Below are 18856 nucleotides of genomic sequence, written 5' to 3'. Positions count from 1 at the left end.
TACAGGTGGCTTGTCGAGCTGTTTTTTCGCTTTCACGACGACGGCTCTCCGCAGGGTTGAATCGTGCAGCGCATCAATTGATCTTTGCACCTGCGAAATGCGTGCTTGGCCAAAATTAATAGGTTTGTTCAAAATAATGACGAAATTACTGCATTTAAAGCAGCTTTTTCGGTGAATCCGCACCGCAGCAAACTGATGATCTCATTTTCCGGCAACCGGATTAATGCCCTCATAGATTGTTTTGAAATTTTTATAAGGAATTATGCGTTGTGCCTGTTGCGTCTGCAAATCGATTGAACTAAGTTTTTCCGGTAACGTTACAGTGAGGGAGGAAAACTCATGAAATTGCGTTTGTTGGCTGCTGCATTGGCGGCGACTGTAGTGCTTCCATTTGGTGCGGCTAACGCGGCCGAGCTGGAAGTGACCCATTGGTGGACGTCCGGCGGTGAAGCGGCGGCGGTCGCCGAGCTCGCCAAGGCATTCGATGCCACCGGCAACAAATGGGTCGACGGCGCGATCGCCGGTTCCGGCGGCACCGCACGGCCGATCATGGTCAGCCGTATTACCGGCGGTGACCCGATGGGCGCCACCCAGTTCAACCACGGCCGTCAGGCCGAAGAACTGGTCCAGTCCGGTCTGATGCGCGACCTGACCGATGTTGCCACCCGTGAACATTGGAAGGACATCATCAAGCCTTCGAGCCTGCTCGACAGCTGCACGATCGACGGCAAGATCTATTGCGCCCCGGTCAATATCCACTCCTGGCAGTGGCTGTGGCTTTCGAATGCTGCCTTCAAGACGGCTGGCGTCGAAGTGCCGAAGAACTGGGATGAATTCGTTGCCGCCGCCCCAGCACTCGAAAAGGCAGGCATTGTTCCGCTCGCAGTTGGTGGTCAGCCCTGGCAGTCGGCCGGTGCATTCGACGTGCTGATGGTCGCCATCGCCGGCAAGGACGTCTTCAACAAGGTGTTCGGCGACAAGGATGCGGAAGTTGCCGCAGGTCCGGACATCGCCAAGGTGTTCAAGGCTGCAGACGATGCCCGCAAGATGTCGAAGGGCAGCAACGTGCAGGATTGGAACCAGGCGACCAATCTGGTCATCACCGGAAAGGCCGGCGGCCAGATCATGGGTGACTGGGCGCAGGGCGAATTCCAGCTGGCTGGCCAGAAAGCCGGTACCGACTATACCTGCCTGCCGGGTCTCGGCGTGAACGAGATCATCTCGACCGGCGGCGACGCCTTCTACTTCCCGCTGCTGAAGGATGAGGAAAAGTCGAAGGCCCAGGAAGTGCTCGCCTCGACGCTGATCAACCCGACGACACAGGTCGCCTTCAATCTTAAGAAAGGCTCGCTGCCGGTGCGCGGCGACGTTGATCTTGCTGCGGCCAACGACTGCATGAAGAAGGGTCTCGAGATTCTTGCCAAGGGCAATGTGATCCAGGGTACCGACCAGCTTTTGTCCGCCGACAGCCAGAAGCAGAAGGAAGACCTCTTCTCCGAGTTCTTCGCCACGCCGACGATGACGCCGGAAGATGCGCAGAAGCGCTTCGCCGAAATCATCGCTTCGGCCGACTGATAGGACCATCTCTGTGGAAGACCGGTTCCGCTTTGCGGGGCCGGTCTGAAGCTCTCGGTTGGTGTTTCCGGGGCTTCGCCACGTCCTCAATAAAAACCACGATCCAGGGGAGGGTTGACCTATGACGGGCCACGCGAACGCCGGCCGGCCAAACCAGTTGCTGCGCAATCTGCATTCGAAGATTGCCTCAATTCCAATGATTCTCACCGCCGTCGTCATCTTTCTCGGCGGCACACTTTGGACGGTGTTTTATTCCTTCACCAATTCCAAGCTTCTGCCGCGCCTGACCTTCGTCGGGCTGGATCAATACGAGCGTTTGTGGTCGGCGCCCCGCTGGCTCATTTCCATTCAGAATCTGGCCATCTACGGCGTGTTTTCGCTGATCTTCAGTCTGGTGATCGGCTTCCTGCTCGCTGCCCTGATGGACCAGAAGATCCGCTTCGAAAACACCTTTCGCACGATCTTCCTGTATCCCTTCGCGCTGTCCTTCATCGTCACCGGTCTGGTCTGGCAGTGGATACTCAATCCGGAGTTCGGCATACAGTCGGTCGTGCGTTCGCTCGGCTGGAGTACATTCACGTTCGATCCGCTCTATAATTCTGACATCGTCATCTATGGCATCCTGATAGCGGCGCTCTGGCAGGGGACGGGTCTCGTCATGTGCCTGATGCTGGCGGGATTGCGTGGCATCGACGAAGACATCTGGAAGGCCGCGCGCGTCGACGGCATCCCGATGTGGAAGACCTATGTTCTCATCATCATCCCGATGATGCGCGCCGTGTTCATCACCACATTGGTGATCATCGCCAGCGGCATCGTGCGGGTCTACGATCTCGTCGTGGCACAGACCAGCGGCGGTCCCGGTATCGCGTCGGAAGTGCCAGCCAAGTACGTCTACGACTATATGTTCCAGGCGCAGAACCTCGGTCAGGGCTTTGCCGCCTCGACCATGATGCTGATCACCGTCGCCATCATCATCGTGCCCTGGGCCTATCTGGAATTCGGAGGACGCAAACGTGGCTGAGGTCGTATCTCTCAACAATCCGTCCGTCAAAACGGGCCTGTCAACAAAGCTCGCCGCCGGCCCAAGGGGCAAGAAGCCGCGGCCGATGTTCTCTCCGCGCAACATCATGGTCTACGGCGCACTCATCTTCGCCGCCGCCTACTATCTGCTGCCGCTCTACGTGATGGTCGTCACCTCGCTGAAGGGCATGCCGGAAATCCGGCTCGGCAACATCTTCTCGCCGCCGCTCGAAATCACCTTCGAGCCATGGGTAAAAGCCTGGTCCAGCGCCTGCACGGGTCTCAACTGCGACGGGCTTTCGCGGGGCTTCTGGAACTCGGTGCGCATCACCATCCCATCGACGGTCGTCTCGATCGCGATTGCCTCGATCAACGGCTATGCGCTGGCCAACTGGCGCTTCAAGGGCGCTGACCTGTTCTTCACGATCCTGATCGTCGGCGCCTTCATTCCGTATCAGGTGATGATCTATCCGATCGTCATCGTGCTGCGCGAAATGGGCCTTTACGGTTCGCTGACCGGCCTGATCATCGTCCACACGATCTTCGGCATGCCGATCCTGACGCTCCTGTTCCGCAACTACTTCACGTCGCTGCCGGAGGAACTTTTCAAGGCGGCGCGTGTCGATGGGGCAGGGTTCTGGACGATCTATTTCAAGATCATGCTGCCGATGTCGTTGCCGATCTTCGTGGTCGCGATGATCCTGCAGGTCACCGGCATCTGGAACGACTTCCTGTTCGGTGTCGTGTTCACCCGGCCGGAATATTATCCGATGACCGTCCAGCTCAACAACATCGTCAATTCGGTCCAGGGCGTGAAGGAATACAACGTCAACATGGCGGCAACTATCCTGACCGGGGCCGTGCCGTTGATCGTCTACTTCGTCTCCGGACGACTTTTCGTCCGTGGCATCGCCGCCGGCGCAGTGAAAGGGTAATTGCATGAACAGCAACAGCGTATCGGTCAGGGATCTGTCGTTGAGCTTCGGTGCGGTCACCGTTCTCGAAACGCTCAATCTCGACGTCAAGGACGGCGAATTCCTCGTGCTTCTCGGCTCGTCCGGCTGCGGAAAGTCGACCCTTCTCAATTGCATCGCCGGACTTCTCGATGTGTCGGACGGCCAGATCTTCATCAAGGACAAGAACGTCACCTGGGAGGAACCCAAGGATCGCGGCATCGGCATGGTGTTCCAGTCCTATGCGCTTTATCCGCAGATGACGGTGGAGGGCAACCTGTCCTTCGGCCTCAAGGTGGCCAAGCTGCCGCAGGTGGAAATCGACAAGCGGGTGGCGCGCGCCGCCGAAATCCTGCAGATTCAACCGCTCCTGAAGCGCAAGCCGTCGGAACTGTCCGGTGGCCAGCGTCAGCGCGTGGCGATCGGCCGTGCCCTTGTCCGGGACGTCGATGTCTTCCTGTTCGACGAGCCTCTGTCGAACCTCGACGCCAAGCTGCGTTCGGAACTGCGCGTCGAAATCAAGCGGCTGCACCAGTCGCTGAAGAACACGATGATCTATGTCACCCACGACCAGATCGAGGCGCTGACGCTGGCCGACCGCATCGCCGTGATGAAGAGCGGCGTCATCCAGCAGCTCGCCGATCCGATGACGATCTACAACATGCCGGAAAACCTCTTCGTCGCCGGCTTCATCGGCTCGCCGTCGATGAATTTCTTCCGCGGCGAGATCAAGGACAAGGGCGGCCGCAAGGTCATCGATGTCAACGGCGTCGATTTCGCCATGGACGCCTATCCCGCCCGCGGGCCGCTTGAGGCCGGCCGCAAGGTTGTGCTTGGCGTGCGCCCGGAACATGTCAAGGTCGATGAGCCGGGCGACGAGATCCATGATGCGATCGTCGATATCGAGGAGCCGATGGGTGCAGACAATCTGTTGTGGCTGAAGCTGGCCGGACAGACCATCTCGGTGCGCATTGCCGGTTCGCGGCGCTATGCGCCGGGAACGGCGCTCAAACTGAGTTTCGACATGTCGATGGCGTCGGTGTTCGATGCCGGGACGGAGAACAGGGTTTAGCCGAGGCCTGTATGCGCGGCGGCTTACCCCCTCTGTCGGCGACGCCGACATCTCCCCCTCAAGGGGGGAGATTACACTTACCGCAAGCGCCTCAATCGTAAGGGAGGCACAAAACTCTCGGCCGGTCTCCCCCCTTGAGGGGAGATGTCCCGGAGGGACAGAGGGGGGTAAACCTCCTCGAATACGAAAACATATTGGGTATCAGCATGACCACATTCATCCAGAACACCGCCATCGACCTTTCCGGCGACTGGCAGCTTGCTTCGTCCGACAACAGTCATGCGCTGGCGATCGCCATTCCCGGCGATGTCCACAGTGCATTGCAGGCCGCAGGCGTGATCGCCGATCCCTATGCCGGCCGCAACGAGGACGATGTGCAATGGGTGGCGCACAAGGATTGGGTGCTGGAGCGGACCTTCGACATCGACGCGTCGGAGCTTTCGGGCAGCTGGTATCTCGACATCGAGAGCATCGACACAATTGCCGAGGTTTATCTCAACGACGAAGCCGTGCTCCATGCCGAGAACGCCTTCCGGCGGTATCGACCCGAGGTCGGCTCCGTGCTGAAGGCCGGGCAGAACCGTTTGAGGATCGTCATCCGCTCGTCGATCGCCGCCGGCGAAAAAGCCCAAGCGGCCCAACCCTTCTACATTCCCTATTCGACCGGCAACTCGCCGATCGCCAACGGCAACATGCTGCGCAAGCCGCAGTGCCATTTCGGCTGGGACTGGAACATCGCCATCGCGCCGCTCGGCATCTACGGCACGATCGCGCTGAAGAAGCTCGCCGCCGCCCGCATCGAACATGTGACGACCCGGCAGGTGCCGCAGGTCGGCGGTGCGATCGATCTTCAGGTTACGGTGACGCTGTTCGCCAGGGAACCCGGCGTGGCCGGTCTCGATTTCACGCTCGACGGCCAACGGGAACATCTGGATTGCGCTGTCAATGCCGGCGAAACGAATGTCACCCATGTCTTTACCGTCGAAAACCCAAAACTCTGGTGGCCAGCCGGCAGCGGCGAGCAGGCGCTATCCGAGCTCACTGTCGCGCTTCCGGGCGAAACGGTCACCCGCCAGATCGGCTTTCGCACCGTTGAACTGCTGACCGACAAGGATGCAGCCGGTAGCCGCTTCGCCTTCCGCGTCAACGGGCGGGAAATCTTCTGCCGGGGCGCCAACTGGATTCCGGCCGATGCTTTGGTCTCGCGCGTGACGCCGGAAGGTGTCGAGGATCTGCTGCGCTCGGCTGTCGATGCCAACATGAACATGATCCGCATCTGGGGCGGAGGCTTTTATGAGCCGGACTGGTTCTACGATCTCTGCGACCGGCTCGGCCTGATGGTCTGGCAGGACTTCATGTTCGCCTGCAACCTCTATCCCTCGACGCCGGATTTTCTCGACAATGTCGCGGCCGAAGTGGAGTATCAGGTCAAGCGCCTGTCCTCGCATCCCTCGATCGCACTCTGGTGCGGCGACAACGAGCTGGTGGGCGCTCTCACCTGGTTCGAGGAAAGCCGCAAGGATCGCGACCGTTATCTCGTCTCCTACGACCGCCTGAACCGCACCATCGAGACCGGAATCAAGGCGGCAGCGCCTGAGGCGATCTGGTGGCCGTCCAGCCCGTCCGTCGGCCCGCTCAATTTCGGCGATGCGTGGCATGCCGACGGCTCCGGCGACATGCACTACTGGTCGGTCTGGCACGAGAACAAGTCGTTCGACAATTACCGCACCGTGCGCCCGCGCTTCTGCTCGGAATTCGGTTTCCAGTCCTATACGTCGATGCCGATCGTCCGGCAGTTCGCCGGGCAGAAGGATCTGAACGTCGCTTCGCCTGTCATGGAAGCGCACCAGAAGAATGCCGGCGGCAACGAGCGCATCGCCGCCACCATGTTCCGCTATTTCCGCTTTCCGAAGGATTTCTCCAACTTCGTCTATCTCAGCCAGATCCAGCAGGGGCTGGCGATCCGTACCGCCGTCGATTTCTGGCGCTCGCTGAAACCCCATTGCATGGGCACGCTCTACTGGCAGCTCAACGACACCTGGCCGGTCGCCTCCTGGGCGAGCCTCGACTACGGCGGCAACTGGAAGGCCATGCACTACATGACACGCCGGTTTTTCCAGCCGGTCGCGGTCGCCGCCATTCCGTCCGACGACGGCAAGACCATTGCGTTCTCGATGGTCAACGACACCGCGGCTCCGGTCACGGTCGAGCTGCAAACCTTCCTCGTTTCGCTGTCTGGCGAGAAGCAGCCTCTGACGGCAGCCGCTGGTACCTGCAGCCCGGATCGCGCCGCGACGCTGATGACCATTCCCGCCTCGGATATCCCGAAGGACATGCTGTTGTTCTGGACCTTCGAGGCCTCGAACGGCATGCGGGGCGAGGGCCATCATGTTCAGGGCACCTACAAGGCGCTCGATCTCGAGCCTTCGGGTCTTTCCATCTCGGCAATTCCGGCAGGAGACGGTTCTTACGGCGTCACAGTCTCGGCCTCTGGCCTTGCTCTGCATGTTATGATCGAAGCCGATATCGAAGGCCGCTATTCCGACAATGCCTTCGATCTGACGGCGGGCGAAAGCCGCGTCATTCGTTTCACCCCGAAGGAAAAGCTTGAAATGGGCAACGTCCCACGCTTTTTGGCCTTCGATCTTCAATCCTGCCAGGGCAACGGCTAATCCCGATCCCGGCCTGGCAACCCCGCCCAACGAGGAGAATTCCGATGAAAGATGTCAGCTTCCAGCTTTACAGCGCCCGCAATTTCCCGCCGCTTTCCGATGTCCTGAAGACCGTCGGTGCCGCCGGCTACACACAGGTCGAGGGTTATGGCGCGCTTTATGCGTCGCTTGACGATGCTGCCCTTGCTGCCCTCAAGGCCGACATGGACAAGAGCGGCGTGACGATGCCGTCAGCCCATTTTGGCCTCGACATGCTCGAGTCCGATCCGGCGCGCGCACTGAAGATCGCCAATGCTCTCGGCATCAAGGCGATCTATTGCCCCTATCTGCTCCCCGACCAGCGTCCGGCGGATGCGGCCGGTTGGAAGGCTTTCGGCGAACGTCTCGAAAAGGCCGGCAAGCCGTTCCGTGATGCCGGTCTCGACTTCGGCTGGCACAACCACGATTTCGAGTTCGCTGCGTTGCCGGATGGATCGGTTCCGCAGGACCACATCTTTGCGGGCGGGCCGAACCTCTCCTGGGAGGCCGACATTGCCTGGGTCATCCGCGGCGGCGGCGACCCTTTCGCCTATATCGAAAAATACGGCAAGCGCATCACGGCCGTTCACGTCAAGGATATTGCCGCTGCCGGAGAGAACGCGGATCAGGACGGCTGGGCCGATGTCGGCCACGGCACCGTCGATTGGGCCAAGCTGTTCAAGGCGCTGGCTGCGACGCCAGCCAAATATTACGTTGTCGAGCACGACAATCCCAAGGATTTCAAGGCGACGGCCGAGCGCTCGATCGCATCGATCAAGACTTACTGAGAGAAAGATCAGACCATGACCAAGGAACTCGGCGTCGGCATCATCGGATGCGGCAACATTTCCACCACCTATTTCAAGCTTTCGCCGCTCTTCAAGGGCATCAAGGTGCTGGCCTGCGCCGACATCAATCCGGCCGCCGCTGAAACACGCGCCTCCGAATATGGCGTCAAGGCACAGACCATCGAGGAACTGCTGGCCAATCCGGAGATCGACATCGTCGTCAATCTGACGATCCCGGATGCGCATTTCCCTGTCTCCAAGATGATCCTCGAGGCCGGCAAGCACGTCTATTCCGAAAAACCGTTGGTGCTGTCCCTGGAACAGGGCGAGCAGCTACGCGGCATCGCCACGGCCAACAACCTCAAGGTCGGCTGCGCGCCGGATACCTTCCTCGGCGGTGCGCACCAGTTGGCGCGCGACTATATCGACCAGGGCAAGATCGGCCGCGTTACCTCCGGCACTTGCCATGTGTTGAGCCCGGGCATGGAGATGTGGCATCCGAACCCGGATTTCTTCTTCCTACCCGGCGGCGGCCCGATCCTCGATCTCGGCCCTTACTATATTGCCAACCTCATCAACCTGATCGGCCCGGTGAAACGCGTCGCGGCCTTGACCTCGATGGCAAGCCCGACCCGTACGATCACCAGCGAGCCGCGCAAGGGCGAGGTCATTCCGGTGGAGACGCCGACCAACATCCATGCGTTGCTCGAATTCCAGAACGGCGCGACGATCACGCTGTCGGCAAGCTGGGATGTCTGGTCGCACAACCATGCCAACATGGAGCTCTACGGCACGGAGGGCTCGCTGTTCGTGCCGGACCCGAACTTCTTCGGCGGCACGGTTTCGGCCAGCGGTCGAGACAAGGACATCCAGCCGCTGGAGACATGGGACCATCCGTTCTCCGTTCCCAACCAGGAACACAAGCAGGGCATGATGGCGAACTATCGCACAGCAGGCCTTGCCGACATGGCGCTCGCCATCCTCGACGGCCGCGACGCGCGCTGCTCGCTGGAGCGGGCACTGCACGGCGTCGATGTGATGGTGTCGATCCTGCAGTCGGGTGAAGAGGGCCGGTTCATCGAGCTGACGACGACCTGCACGCAGCCGGCTGCACTCGGCATCGAGGAAGCCAGGGCGCTGTTGCGCTAGGCGAAATTTGGGGGCGTGGGGCAGTATCGCCTTGCGCCGTCATCACAATAAAATATACCGATTTTATCGCAATCATTCCCGGAGCGTCGCTGCTTCGGGAATTCCGTTTTCAAGCACATTTCAAGCACAGGGCAGGATGAAACGATGAGCTGGCAACCGGCAGACAATCGCTACGAGACGATGAAGTACAATCGCTGCGGCAAGACCGGGCTGAAGCTGCCGGCGATCTCGCTCGGCCTCTGGCACAATTTCGGCCACGACACGCCGCACGAGCGCAAGCTCGACATGTGCCGCACGGCATTCGATCTCGGCATCACCCATTTCGATCTCGCCAACAATTACGGTCCGCCTCCGGGCTCTGCCGAAACCGCTTTCGGCGAAATCATGCGCACCGACTTCGCGGGCTTGCGTGACGAGCTGATCATCTCGTCCAAAGCCGGCTACGACATGTGGCCGGGTCCTTACGGCGAATGGGGCAGCCGCAAGTACATGATCGCCTCCTGCGACCAGAGCCTTGCCCGCATGGGCCTCGACTATGTCGACATCTTCTATTCGCACCGCTTCGATCCGGACACGCCTCTCGAAGAAACCTGCGGCGCGCTCGATCATATCGTTCGCTCGGGCAGGGCGCTTTATGTCGGTATCTCCTCCTACAATTCGCAGCGCACCCGCGAGGCGGCTGCGATCCTGAAGGATCTCGGCACGCCGCTGATCATCCATCAGCCGAGCTATTCGATGCTCAACCGCTGGGTCGAGGACGACGGCCTGGTCGATACGCTGGAGGATCTCGGCATCGGCTCCATCGTGTTTTCGCCCTTGGCGCAGGGCATGCTGACGACGAAGTATCTCGGCGGCATTCCGGCCGATAGCCGCGCGGCGCAGAACCACTTCCTCAAGAAGGACTTCATCCGCCCGTCGATCATCGACAACATCAGGAAACTCAACGAGATCGCCGAAAGGCGCGGCCAGACGCTGGCGCAGATGGCGATCGCTTGGGTGCTGCGCGGCGGCCGGATCACCTCGGCGCTGATCGGCGCCAGCCGTTCGTCGCAGATCGTCGATTGCGTCGCTGCGCTGAAGAACGACACGTTCACGGCGGAGGAACTGGCCGAGATCGACGTCTACGCCAAGGAAGCCGACATCAACCTCTGGGCATCGTCGGCGGAGCGCGCGTAAGCGTCAGCCAGTCGTTCGGGGCACCGATAAAAAGACACCGGGTCATCTGATCCGGTGTCTTTAGACTGCCGACTGACGCTGAAAACGGCTGTTTAACGAAGCGGATATCCTATTCTCCGTCATCCTCGCCCTTGTGGCGGGGATCCAGCGACCCGACGTCCGTCGGGTAAAAAGACCTTTCAGCCCAAGGACTTGGGCTGGCTGGGTTCCTGTGACGAGCACAGGAATGACGGAGGTTTTGGCTGTCGCTTCATTTCCCCAATGACCTGTCAATAATAAGAAATGACCGTGTCAGCAGTCTGGGGTGTCGGGTCGAAGACCCGGTGCTTTTTCCACAATGCTCAAGCCGGATAGACGCGCGGGCGGCGGATATCGACGAAGCCGCGCGTATCGGCGCGGAACGGGAATTCCGGGGCGGTATCGAATTCGATGGCCTGGCCGTCGACGGTAAGGGCCAGCACGCGTTTGGAATCAGGCCGGTCGATGACGCGGGCGATTGTCGCCTGGATGCCCTGACCATCCTCGCGCCACGTCACGTCTGCCGGCCGGAAGAACAATTCCGCCGGGCCGTCCGCGATGCCGGGCGCATCGAAGGCAACGTCCTGGACATGGGCCTTCTCGCCTGAGACCGTGACCTTCAGACGGTTGGCATCGCCGAGGAAATTCATCACGAAGGCACTGGCCGGTGCGCGGCACACCTCTTCCGGCGTTCCTGTCTGGACGATTTTGCCCTTGTCGAGAATGACGACGCGATCGGCAAGGTCGAGCGCCTCGGCCTGGTCGTGCGTCACGAACAAAGTGGTGATGCCGAGCTCTTCGTGGATTTTCCGCAGCCAGCGGCGCAGGTCGCGCCGGACATTGGCATCGAGCGCGCCAAAAGGTTCGTCGAGAAGAAGCACTTTCGGATCGACGGCGAGCGCGCGGGCGAGCGCCACGCGCTGCCGCTGTCCGCCGGAAATCTGCGCCGGAAACCGGTCCTGCAGACCTTCGAGTTGCACAAGGCGGAGCAGGTCCGTCACTCTGTCCGAAATCGCCACCGTCGAGCGTTTCGTCTTCGAGACCTTCATGCCGAAGGCGATGTTTTCGCCGACGGTCATATGCGGGAAGAGCGCGTAGTGCTGGAAGACGAAACCGACGCCGCGATGGCGCACCTCGATGTCGGTGGCGTTCTCGTCGCCGAAATAGATGGCGCCGCCATCGGGAAATTCGAGGCCCGCGACCATGCGCAGGATCGTCGTCTTGCCGGAGCCGGACGGTCCGAGCAGCGCCACAAGCTCGCCGCTTTCGATTTCCAGCGACACGCCATGGACGGCGCGAAAGGTGTCGAATGTCTTGACGACGCTGTCGAGGCGGATTTTCACTGTTTTGTCTCCGGTGAGGTCGGCGATGGGCCGGCAAGCGTGGGACGGCGCACGCGGCCGGCGCCACGGCGCTCAAGCGCCACCTTGGCGATCAGGGTTACGACGGCCAGAGCAGCCAGGATCGATGCGGCGGCGAAGGCGCCGACGGCGTTATAATCGTGATAAAGTAGTTCGATGTGCAGCGGCAGTGTGTTGGTCTGGCCGCGGATGTTGCCGGAGACCACCGAGACGGCGCCGAATTCGCCCATGACGCGCGAATTGCACAGGATGATGCCGTAGAGCAGCGCCCATTTGATGTTCGGCAGCGTCACGGAAAAGAACGTCCGCCAGCCACTGGCACCAAGCGAGGTCGCTGCCTCCTCCAGATCGCGGCCCTGAGCCTGCATCAGCGGAATGAGTTCGCGGGCAACGAACGGTGCAGTCACGAACATGCTGGCCAGCACGATGCCGGGCAGGGCGAAGAGTATTTTGACATCGGCCGATTGCAGCGCCTCGCCGAACAGCCCCTGCAGGCCGTAGACGAACATGTAGGCGACACCGGCGACGATCGGAGAGACGGAGAAGGGAATCTCGATGACGATCAGGAGCAGGCGGCGGCCGGGAAAATCGAATTTGGTGATCGCCCAGGCAGCGGCTACGCCGAAGGCGGTGTTGATGGGGACGGCGATCAGGGCCGTCAGCGCCGTCATCATGATGGCATGGCGTGTGTCGGAATTGGCAATTGTCTTGCCGAAATAGGCGATGCCCTTGGAGAAGGCTTCGACACCGATGACGGCGAGCGGCGCGACGATGACGAGGGCGACGAACACGAGCACGATGGCGATCAACGTGATGCGGAACACCGGTGCCTCGCCAATGCGCGGCGGGCGTCTGGTCTTGGTTTGGGCCATGATCAACCCTTTACCGTGTAGCGCAGGGCGCGGGCCTGCAGAAGATTGGTCACCGCCAGCATGGTGAAAGCGGCGATGAGCATCACCGAGGCGATCGCCGCCGATGCCGGATAGTCGTATTCCTCCAGCCGGATGAAGGCGAGAAGGGCGGTGATCTCCGTATCGAAAGGCTGGTTGCCGGCGATGAAGATGATCGCGCCGAATTCGCCGAGGCTGCGGGCAAAGGACAGCGACAGGCCCGCAAGCAGCGACGGAGCCAGTTGCGGCAGGATCACCCGCAGGAAAATTTCCAGATCGCTGGCGCCGAGCGTCTGCCCGGCCTCTTCGAGCGCGGGATCGAGTTCTTCGAGCACCGGTTGCACGGTGCGGACGATGAACGGCAGGCTGGTGAAGGCCATGGCGATGATGATGCCGAGCGGCGTATAGGCAACCTTGATGCCGATCGCCGCCAGCGGCGCGCCGAACCAGCCATTCGAGGCAAAGAGCGTCGTCAGGGCGATACCAGCGACCGCCGTCGGCAGTGCGAAGGGCAGGTCCACCAGCGCGTCGACAAACCGCCTGCCGGGGAAGCGGTAGCGCACGATGATCCAGGCAAGCGCCAGGCCGAACACCAGGTTGAAGAGCGTCGCCGCGAGCGCGCAGAGCAGGGTGATCCGGTAGCTTGCGACCGCGCGCTCGGAAGAAACGATTCGCCAGTAATCCTCCGGCCCCAGGCTTGCCGCCTTGAAAACCAGCGCGCCTAGCGGCAGCACGACGATGATGGCCACATAGACGAGCGTGATGCCGAGCGTCAGCGGCAAGCCTGGGAGAATGCGCCGTGCCAAGAAGCGGGCCCTTTGAAATTCGAGATTGAAAACATCTGAAGGCCGCGCCGGACGATTGTCCGGCGCGGCCTTCGTTTTTCACATTATGCGCTTGGGATCAACGATCGCCGTAGATTTTATCCAGTGCCGCACCTTCGGCGAAATGCTCTTGCTTGACCTTGCCCCAGCCGCCGAAGACGTCCTCGACCTTGAGCAGGCGAATGTCGGGGAACTGATCCTTGAACTCGGCAGCCACCGTGGCATCGTTGACGCGGTTACCGTTCTCGGCAAGAATCGTCTGGCCTTCCGGCGTGTAGAGAAAATCGAGATAGGATTTTGCCAGTTCCCGGGTGCCGTTCTTGTCGACCACTTTATCGACGATCGCCACCGGGAATTCCGCCAGCAGGCTGACCGATGGCGTGACGATATCGAACTTGTCCTCGCCGAATTCCTTGGCGATGCCCTTGGTTTCGGCCTCGAACGTGATCAACACGTCGCCGGTTTCGCGCTCGACGAAAGTCGTCGTCGCGGCACGTCCGCCGGTATCGAAGACCGGCACGTTGTCGAAGATCTTCTTGACGAATGCCTCGACCTTGGCGGGATCGTTGGCGAACTTCTCCTTCGCATAGGCCGTTGCGGCGAGATAGGTGTAGCGGGCATTGCCCGATGTCTTCGGGTTCGGGAAGATGACCTTCACGTCGTCGCGGACCAGATCATCCCAGTCCTTTATGCCCTTTGGATTGCCTTCGCGCACCAGAAAGGACGGGAAGGAGTAGAATGGCGAGGAATTATTGGCGAAATCGCCCTTCCAGTCCTCCGAGACGAAGCCGCCCTTTACCAGCGCGTCGACGTCGGTCACCTGATTGAATGTGACGACATCGGCTTCCAGCCCTTCGAGGATCGCGCGTGCCTGCTTGGACGAACCGCCGTGAGACTGATCGACCGTGACCCCCTGATGCTTTGCGATGAAGGCCTCGTTGACCTTTTCGAAGAGTTCGCGCGAAACGTCGTAGGACGCGTTGAGGATCTTGTCGGCAGCGGCGGCAGGCAAGGTCAGCGCTGCGAGCGCCGCGCCGATCAGAAGAAGGCGTTTCATATCATACTCCCCAAAATAATTTCTGCTGGGAGCATAGGGGTGGTATCGGCGCATTCCGAGGAACCTCCACCTGAGATAGCAGGTCCCTTGTGGAAAAAAATTGCGCCTAATGTCGGCGCGAGGGAACAAGCGCATTGCTTCGGCGAAACATATGGCTCCCTGCTCGCCCAATCGTATATTAGAAAATTCAACGGGTTACTGCCATATTTTCATGCCGGACAAGGGTAGGGATGCTGCTGTGATGAACCTTGCGTAAGCCGCTGCAAACATTGCAACTTGCCGTTAGACAAAAGTCGAAGACGGCGTTTTGTCCGCGTGACTGGACATGAGGGGGTGAGCGTGTAATCTGCCGACGGAGGCCCGTGATTTCCCTCGTGATTTCATTGGAGATTGCGTGGCTGAAGGTGAGGAAATCACGATCGTGCATGCCGTTTTGACCGGTCGAAGTCGATTGGTGCGGCGTGTCCGCGGGGAGGAGCAGCTTCGGCAACGCCGGAGCCGCCCGCGACAACAGAGGAGAGAACATGGATCGCCGTCTATTCATTAAACGCGCAGCTCTCGGTGGCGTTGGTGCCGCCGCTGCTACGACGCTCGCAGCCCCTGCCATCGCCCAGAGCAACCCGACAATCAACTGGCGCCTGACGTCGTCCTTCCCGAAGTCTCTCGACACGATCTACGGGGGCGCGGAAGTGCTGTCGAAATACGTGTCGGAAGCGACCGACGGCAATTTCAAGATCCAGGTCTTTGCCGCTGGCGAAATCGTTCCCGGCCTGCAGGCGGCCGATGCCGCCGCTGCCGGCACGGTCGAGGCCTGCCACACCGTTTCCTATTACTACTGGGGCAAGGACCCGGTCTGGGCGCTGGGTGCTGCGGTTCCCTTCGCGCTCAACGCGCGCGGCATGAACGCCTGGCACTATCATGGTGGCGGCATCGACATGTTCAACGAGTTTCTGGCGATCCAGGGCCTTGTTGGTTATCCGAACGGCAACACCGGCGTGCAGATGGGCGGCTGGTTCCGCAAGGAAATCAAGACCGTCGCGGATTTGCAGGGCTTGAAGATGCGTATCGGCGGCTTTGCCGGCAAGGTCATGGAAAAGCTCGGTGTCGTGCCGCAGCAGATCGCCGGTGGCGATATCTATCCGTCGCTCGAAAAGGGCACCATCGATGCTGCCGAATGGGTCGGCCCCTATGACGACGAGAAGCTCGGTTTCTACAAGGTCGCGCCGTATTACTATTATCCCGGCTGGTGGGAAGGCGGCCCGACCGTCCATGCGCTGTTCAACAAGGCGGCATTCGACGGCCTGCCGAAGAACTACCAGTCCCTGCTGCGCACCGCCTGCCAGGCGGCCGACGCGAACATGCTGCAGAAGTACGACTATCTGAATCCGGCGGCGATCAAGCGCCTTGTCGGAGCGGGCGCCAAGCTCAGCCCCTTCAGCCCGGAAATCCTGTCGGCCTGCTTCGAGGCTGCCAACGGGGTCTATGCCGAGATGGAAGCCACGAACCCGACCTTCAAGAAGATCTGGGACTCGATCAAGGCTTTCCGCGGCGAGTATTATCTCAATGCCCAGATCGCCGAATACAACTACGACACCTTCATGATGATCCAGCAGCGCAACGGCAAGCTCTGAGCGACAGGTATTATCGCGAAACGAAACACCCCGGAGCATGACTGCTCCGGGGTGTTTCTTTGTCTGTCGCTGTTCAGAAAGGGCCGGTGCTGAGACCGGCCCTCTGATGTTCAGTTGAACGAAGGCGGAGCGCTGAGATCGTTGGCCGGCTTCTGTTCACCGCCGGCCCCGTTCTGGTCTGCCGGCTTCTGGCTGCTTCCGTCGAGCGGATTGCCGCCCGGCAGTTGCAGGCCACCGGGCAGGCCGAGACCGCCGTCGCCGGAACCAAAGCCTGGAACCTGGATGTTGATCGTTGCCGGATCGACGACTGCGGCGTCGCCCTTGTAGTGCATGACCATCTGCGGGAACATGATGGTGAGAGCCACCATGATGATCTGGATACCGACGAAGGGCACGGCACCCCAATAGATCTGGCCCGTCGTCACCGGCTGCGTCACCTTGCCGGTGACCCTGTCGAGGTAGGGTACTTTGGCGGCCACCGAGCGTAGATAGAAGAGCGCAAAGCCAAAGGGCGGGTGCATGAAGCTCGTCTGCATGTTGATGCCAAGCAGGACGCCAAACCAGATGAGGTCGATGCCGAGTGCATTGGCCGCCGGTACGAGCAGCGGCACGATGATGAAGGCGAGTTCGAAGAAATCGAGGAAGAACGCCAGGAAAAAGACGAGCAGATTGACGGTGATCAGGAAGCCCGTTTCGCCGCCGGGCATGGCCACCAGCAGATGCTCGACCCAGACATGGCCGTTGACGCCATAGAAGGTGAGCGAGAACACCCGTGCGCCGATCAGGATGAACAGCACGAAGGCCGACAGCCGGGTGGTGGCGGTCAGCGCCGAACGGATAACATCCATGCTGAGCCGACCCTTGACCGCTGCCATGATCAGGGCGCCAACAGCCCCCATGGCGCCGCCTTCCGTCGGTGTCGCAATGCCGAGGAAGATCGTGCCGAGCACAAGGAAGATCAGTGCTAAGGGCGGGATCAGCACGATGATCACCTGCTGGGCAAGCCGCGACATCGCATTGACCTTCAGCCCCCTGTCGAGAAGGGCGACGAGATAGATGAAGGCCACGCCGACCGTCGCCCCGAGAATGTCTGCGTTTTCTCCATGTGTTGGAGAGAGATAGACATGCGCACCGTAGGCGATGGCCGCTGCCACGATCAGCGCGATGAACAACGACATCACGCCCGAGCCGAGGGTTCGCGCTTCCAGCGGCAGCGCCGGCATCGAGTCGCGCCGGACGAAGGTCATGATCAGGATGTAGGTCATGTAAAGCCCGGTGAGCACCAGGCCGGGAATGAGGGCGCCGGCATACATGTCACCGACCGAGCGTCCGAGCTGGTCGGCAAGAACGATCAGGACAAGCGACGGCGGAATGATCTGGGCCAGCGTGCCGGAAGCCGCGATGACGCCGGATGCGACGCGCCGGTCATAGCCGTAGCGCAGCATGATCGGCAGCGAGATCAGGCCCATGGCGATGACCGAGGCTGCGACGACGCCGGTGGTGGCTGCGAGCAGCGCACCGACAAAGATGACCGCATAGGCAAGACCGCCGCGGATCGGGCCAAACAGCTGGCCGATCGTATCAAGCAGGTCTTCCGCCATGCCGGATCGCTCAAGCACTATGCCCATGAAGGTGAAGAAGGGGATGGCAAGCAAAGTGTCGTTCGACATCACCCCCCAGAAGCGATCGGGCAGGGCGTTGAGCAGCGGCCAGGACAGATTGATGGAGCCGCCGGATAAGGGCGCGAGTTCCACGCCGACGATGAAGAAAAGCAGGCCATTGGCGGCAAGCGAGAAGGCGACGGGATAGCCCAGCAAGAGGAAGATGATCAAGGATACGAACATGATCGGCGCAAGATTGACGGCGATGAACTCCATCATGGGCGTGCCTCCGGAGCGGCGATATCATCGAGCGGCGCGTGGGTGGGCACATAGGGCGTCGGATCGTCCATATTGCCGGTCATGATCGCCACCTTCTTGATGATCTCGGAGACACCCTGCAGCGCCAGGAGCGCGAAGCCGAACAGCAGGATGGCCTTGGCCGGCCAGACAATCAGGCCACCGGCGCTGGAGGATCCTTCCTGCGAGCGAACCGACATCAGCACGTAAGGGATGAGATAATAAGTCATCAGCAACACGAAGGGCATCAGGAAGAAGACGTGGCCGAACAGGTCGATCCAGTGTTGTGTCCGCCGTGAGAATTTGCCGTAGACCACATCGATGCGGATATGTTCGTTCTGGCTGAGCGTATAGGCCGCCGCCAGCATGAAGGCGGCGCCAAACAGATACCACTGCGCCTCGAGCCAGGCATTCGACGACATGTTGAAGATTTTCCGGATAATGGCATTGCCGGCGCTGACGAGCACGGCGACAAGTATGAGCCAGGCGACTGCCTTGCCGATGATTTCGGTGATGGAGTCGATCAATCGGCTGAAGCCGAGTAAGAGTTTCATCAGGTTCCTCCCCGCGATGGCTGGTTTTTAAGTTTTTTGCCAAGCACAGCCACAGTGCCGATTTCAAGTCCCGTTTCAAGCCTGCTGCAGGATTTTCCCGGATAGTCAGGCTACGTCATACCAAAGTCGCATACAGGCCTTTCCTCTGTGCCCAAGACTTAGGCAAAAACAGCTGAAAAACGGGTTTGCCAAGCTCG

The 18856-nt window shown here is 60.5% G+C and carries 15 protein-coding genes; 9 read left to right on the top strand and 6 right to left on the bottom strand.

Annotation, left to right across the window (positions count from 1 at the left end):
* The first annotated feature begins 339 nt into the window (after positions 1–339).
* From J2Z75_RS03325 to mgrA, 8 genes are all read left to right on the top strand, one after another.
* Positions 340–1575 (top strand): ABC transporter substrate-binding protein, encoded by a 1236-nt coding sequence (locus J2Z75_RS03325; protein WP_209847718.1) that lies wholly within the window; start codon positions 340–342, stop codon positions 1573–1575.
* Positions 1576–1696: 121 nt separating this feature from the next.
* Positions 1697–2599 carry a carbohydrate ABC transporter permease gene (locus J2Z75_RS03320; protein ID WP_209847715.1) on the top strand — a complete coding sequence of 301 codons (903 nt, stop codon included), beginning with the start codon at positions 1697–1699 and terminating at the stop codon, positions 2597–2599.
* Between the two features lie 85 nt (positions 2600–2684).
* Positions 2685–3533, top strand: a complete 849-nt coding sequence (locus tag J2Z75_RS03315; RefSeq protein WP_234937157.1) for a carbohydrate ABC transporter permease — start codon at positions 2685–2687, stop codon at positions 3531–3533.
* A 4-nt stretch (positions 3534–3537) separates the two neighbouring features.
* Complete coding sequence (locus J2Z75_RS03310) at positions 3538–4623, top strand: ABC transporter ATP-binding protein (RefSeq protein WP_209847708.1); 1086 nt, start codon at positions 3538–3540, stop codon at positions 4621–4623.
* Between the two features lie 206 nt (positions 4624–4829).
* Positions 4830–7295, top strand: coding sequence for a beta-mannosidase (locus J2Z75_RS03305; RefSeq protein ID WP_209847705.1), 2466 nt, complete (start codon positions 4830–4832; stop codon positions 7293–7295).
* Positions 7296–7339: 44 nt separating this feature from the next.
* Positions 7340–8101: a sugar phosphate isomerase/epimerase family protein gene (locus J2Z75_RS03300; RefSeq protein ID WP_209847702.1), complete on the top strand. Its 762-nt coding sequence runs from the start codon at positions 7340–7342 to the stop codon at positions 8099–8101.
* 15 nt (positions 8102–8116) lie between these two features.
* Entirely contained in the window at positions 8117–9250 is a 1134-nt protein-coding gene (locus J2Z75_RS03295; RefSeq protein WP_209847699.1) for a Gfo/Idh/MocA family protein, read from the top strand.
* Between the two features lie 144 nt (positions 9251–9394).
* Positions 9395–10426, top strand: a complete 1032-nt coding sequence (gene mgrA, locus J2Z75_RS03290) for an L-glyceraldehyde 3-phosphate reductase (protein ID WP_209847696.1) — start codon at positions 9395–9397, stop codon at positions 10424–10426.
* Positions 10427–10767: 341 nt separating this feature from the next.
* Here mgrA and J2Z75_RS03285 read toward each other — a convergent pair whose 3' ends face one another.
* The 4 genes from J2Z75_RS03285 to J2Z75_RS03270 all read right to left on the bottom strand — a co-directional run bounded on the left by J2Z75_RS03285 (position 10768) and on the right by J2Z75_RS03270 (position 14576).
* Positions 10768–11787, bottom strand: a complete 1020-nt coding sequence (locus J2Z75_RS03285; protein ID WP_209847694.1) for a sulfate/molybdate ABC transporter ATP-binding protein — start codon at positions 11785–11787, stop codon at positions 10768–10770.
* The gene (cysW, locus tag J2Z75_RS03280; protein WP_209847691.1) at positions 11784–12677 is read right to left on the bottom strand and encodes a sulfate ABC transporter permease subunit CysW; all 894 of its coding nucleotides are present in this window, start codon (positions 12675–12677) and stop codon (positions 11784–11786) included. The genes J2Z75_RS03285 and cysW overlap by 4 nt, the downstream gene beginning before the upstream one ends.
* A 2-nt stretch (positions 12678–12679) precedes the next feature.
* The gene (gene cysT / locus J2Z75_RS03275) at positions 12680–13501 is read right to left on the bottom strand and encodes a sulfate ABC transporter permease subunit CysT (protein ID WP_209847687.1); all 822 of its coding nucleotides are present in this window, start codon (positions 13499–13501) and stop codon (positions 12680–12682) included.
* Positions 13502–13598: 97 nt separating this feature from the next.
* On the bottom strand, positions 13599–14576 hold the full coding sequence (locus tag J2Z75_RS03270; RefSeq protein ID WP_209847684.1) for a sulfate ABC transporter substrate-binding protein: 978 nt from the start codon (positions 14574–14576) through the stop codon (positions 13599–13601).
* Between the two features lie 524 nt (positions 14577–15100).
* Here J2Z75_RS03270 and J2Z75_RS03265 point away from each other — a divergent pair.
* A complete protein-coding gene (locus J2Z75_RS03265; protein ID WP_209847681.1) occupies positions 15101–16207 on the top strand; it encodes a TRAP transporter substrate-binding protein in 1107 nt (368 codons plus the stop codon).
* A 110-nt stretch (positions 16208–16317) separates the two neighbouring features.
* Here the strand turns inward: J2Z75_RS03265 and J2Z75_RS03260 are convergent, their stop codons facing one another.
* Both J2Z75_RS03260 and J2Z75_RS03255 read right to left on the bottom strand, forming a co-directional pair.
* Entirely contained in the window at positions 16318–18087 is a 1770-nt protein-coding gene (locus J2Z75_RS03260; RefSeq protein WP_209847678.1) for a TRAP transporter large permease, read from the bottom strand.
* A complete protein-coding gene (locus J2Z75_RS03255; RefSeq protein ID WP_209847675.1) occupies positions 18084–18659 on the bottom strand; it encodes a TRAP transporter small permease subunit in 576 nt (191 codons plus the stop codon). Before J2Z75_RS03255 ends, J2Z75_RS03260 begins: the two co-directional genes overlap by 4 nt.
* Between the last annotated feature and the right edge of the window lie 197 nt (positions 18660–18856).

Source organism: Rhizobium herbae, assembly GCF_017873135.1.
In the GTDB taxonomy this organism is placed as follows: Bacteria; Pseudomonadota; Alphaproteobacteria; order Rhizobiales; family Rhizobiaceae; genus Pararhizobium; species Pararhizobium herbae.
Note: the sequence above shows the minus strand (reverse complement) of the source record. Positions and strands in the feature narration are given on the sequence as shown.